This window comes from Blastomonas sp. (assembly GCF_041747255.1).
Taxonomy (GTDB): Bacteria; Pseudomonadota; Alphaproteobacteria; order Sphingomonadales; family Sphingomonadaceae; genus Blastomonas.
On sequence record NZ_JBGTFM010000241.1, the window covers coordinates 1 to 2,837 of the forward strand.

Annotated in this window: 3 protein-coding genes; 1 reads left to right on the forward strand and 2 read right to left on the reverse strand. The window is 64.4% G+C overall.

Annotated features, from left to right (window positions below; all coding sequences use genetic code 11):
• The coding region (locus ACEW8G_RS08460; RefSeq protein ID WP_373487987.1) for a ComF family protein at window positions 1-513 on the reverse strand (513 nt) is incomplete at its 3' end.
• A gap of 47 nt (window positions 514-560) precedes the next feature.
• Between ACEW8G_RS08460 and ACEW8G_RS08465 the strand changes: the two genes are divergently transcribed.
• A complete protein-coding gene (locus tag ACEW8G_RS08465) occupies window positions 561-1,430 on the forward strand; it encodes a methyltransferase domain-containing protein (RefSeq protein ID WP_373487988.1) in 870 nt (289 codons plus the stop codon).
• Here the strand turns inward: ACEW8G_RS08465 and ACEW8G_RS08470 are convergent.
• A partial coding sequence (locus ACEW8G_RS08470; protein ID WP_373487989.1) for a molybdopterin oxidoreductase family protein occupies window positions 1,411-2,837 on the reverse strand: 1,427 nt, incomplete at its 5' end. The genes ACEW8G_RS08465 and ACEW8G_RS08470 overlap by 20 nt on opposite strands.

Consider the following 2,837-nt stretch of genomic DNA (forward strand, 5'->3'; position numbering starts at 1 on the left):
CCCCTTGAGCGGCGGCGTGGCGCGGATGCGGCGCAGGGCATCGGCCTCCAGCCGCACAGCCCTGACCTCGGCCATCGCGCGTGCGATCAGGATCGACTGGTTGAAGCCGCGCTGCCAAAGACGCCAGCGATGCAGCGGCACCGGCACCATGACATGGTTGTCGAGGTCAGCAGGCAAATGGCGCAGCAGATGCCGGGCAATCAGATTGGCGAGACCGATCCGGCCGCCATGCTTGAGCTTCAGCACGATCGCGCGAGACACATCGTCATAGAGCACCGCCGCCTTGATGCCATCGTGACGCGGTGGTCGTGCGAGACATTCTGCGCAAATCAGCACATCGCTGCGCGCGTGCGCAAACGGCTTGCCGCACGATGCACAAGCGGGATCGGTGATGAAGCGCAGAGCGCTCCAGCAATCTCCGCAAAACTGCAGTTCATCGTGCACCAGCACTCCGCAGCCGGGGCAGCGCGGGGGCAGCACCAGATCAATCAGCGGACGCAGGACAGCAGGCACGGACATGTACTCTTGTCGCGCGACGTTCACCCCGGCACAAGAGTGCGATGAGCGATCTCACGCCGCCCCGTTCCCTGTTTTCACCCGCGCGCCGCATGGCCGCGATGCTGCGCAGCGCACAGATGACTGCGCCCGGGAATCGTTTCCTGATCGATTTGATGGGCGACGAAATTACCGCACGTCTCGAATGGGTGACGCGCGACTTCGCCGATGTCCTGATACTGGGTCATACGCCGGATGGGTTGCGCGCCCACGTCATCCAGCGCGGCATGCGTGTGACCAGCGCCGGGCCGACTCGCTGCGACGTGACGTGCTCGGAAGACGCGTTGCACTTTGCCCCAGCCAGCTTCGATCTGGTGGTTGCCATCGGCACGCTCGACAGCGTCAACGACCTGCCCGGCACGCTGATCCAGATCAACCGTGCGCTGCGCCCCGACGGGCTGTTCATGGGCAGCTTTGTCGGGGCCGGGTCGGTGCCCCGGCTCAAGGCGGCGATGTTGGCCGGCGACGCGGCGCAGGGCGGCGGGGTTGCGGCGCATATCCATCCGCAGATCGATGTGCGCGCGGCGGGAGATCTGTTGCAACGTGCGCGATTTGCGATGCCGGTCGCCGACAGCGAGCGTATCGATGTGCGCTATGCAGACCTTATGGACCTTGTCCGCGATCTGCGCGGCCATGGCTGGAGCAACGTGTTGGCCGATGCGCCGCGCACGTTTGGTAAGGCGAGCCTGGATGCGGCACGGCAGTGCTTTTTGCAAGCTGCTGACCCGGACGGCAAGACAACCGAGCGCTTCGAGATCATTTACATGAGCGGCTGGGCGCCATCGCCCGACCAACCCAAGCCTGCCGAGCGTGGCAGCGCGACCGCATCACTGGCAACTGCGCTAGGCCAAGCCGCTATTCCGCCGCGATCATAGCCGCTTTGACCTTCTCCAGCGTGACCGGCGTCCCATTCAATACCGCATTGCCCGACAGCGGATCGAGCAACTGCGGGTCGGTCAAGTCGTTAAGCGACACACCGGGCCGCTTGCCCGCGACGGAAAGGCGTGTCCCCGGCTTGTTATGGCCAAAGCCGTGCGGCACCGAGATGACCCCGCACATCACATCGGCGCTGATTTCTATTGGCAATTCGACCGCACCAACCCGGCTGATGATCCGCACGAGATCGCCATTGGCCAGGCCATGCGCTGCGGCATCGTCAGGGTTCATGAGCGCCGTGCAGCGTTCCGGTCCCTTGATCAGCCTTGGACTGTTGTGCATCCAGCTGTTGTTGCTGCGCAAGTGCCGCCGCCCGATCAATCGCAACCGCTGCGCAGGCTCCACCGTTAACCCTGCCCGCCAGTCCTCAAGCGCGGAGAGACACAGCGGGGGCGCGCAGGCGATCAACTTGTCGCGCGTCTGCAACCGTTCGGGCAGACGCGGCACGTGCGGGCCAAAATCGATGCCATTGGTGCTCGCCTCAAGCGCTTCCAGGCTCACGTCATAGTCTGACCGTTTGAGCATCGCGTCGAGAATCACACGCGGCGGGGTGATGTTGGGCACCGCCTCGCCCTTTGCCGACAGTATCGCGCGGGCGAGTTCGGCGACGATCTCCCAGTCCGCCTTGCTGCCAGCTTCCATCGGCAGCGTCGGCAGCGAGTAATCGGCATAGTTGCGAATGGCGATGGGGCCAAGCAACAGCGGATAATGATCCTTCTCCAGTGGACCGCACGGCGGCAATATGTAGTGCGCATGCGCGCTGGTTTCAGTGACATACATGTCAACCGAGATCATCAGGTCGAGTAACGGCAATGCCTCTTCGAGCGCGCCGGGCGACGACAGCACCGGATTGCCCGAAACGACGACCAGCGCCTTGATCTGCCCCTCGCCCGGCGTCGCGATTTCCTGCGGCAGCAACGCGGTGGGAAATTCGCTGATCACCTCGGGGCGATCACCGATGCGCGAGCGGAACCGGTCATAGGTGCCCGGCCCGGCGCTCGTTACCAGATCGATCACGGGAGAGGAGAACATCACCCCGCCCTCGCGATCAAGATTGCCGGTGGCGATGTTGAGCAGTTGGATCAGCCACAGGTTGAGCGTGCCCGTGGCCTGCACCGAAACGCCCATGCGGCCGTAAACGATGGCAGGCTCGCCGTTGCCGAGCCGCGCCGCAAGCGCGCGAATGACGGACTCTTCAATCCCGCAATGCACCGCAAGCGAAGCAACATCGAAGCTGCGGATCGCCTGCCATGCGGTGGCCCAGCCATCATCAAGCATGGCTTCAAGCCGCCCCGGCGCGACCAGCCCGGCCTCGTCCAGCGCCTTGAGCAATGCCAGCAGCAGCG

Coding starts and splice junctions, on each gene's coding strand:
- ACEW8G_RS08465 (WP_373487988.1), top strand. CDS start 561: ATGAGCGATCTCACGCCGCCCCGTTCCCTGTTTTCACCCGCGCGCCGC.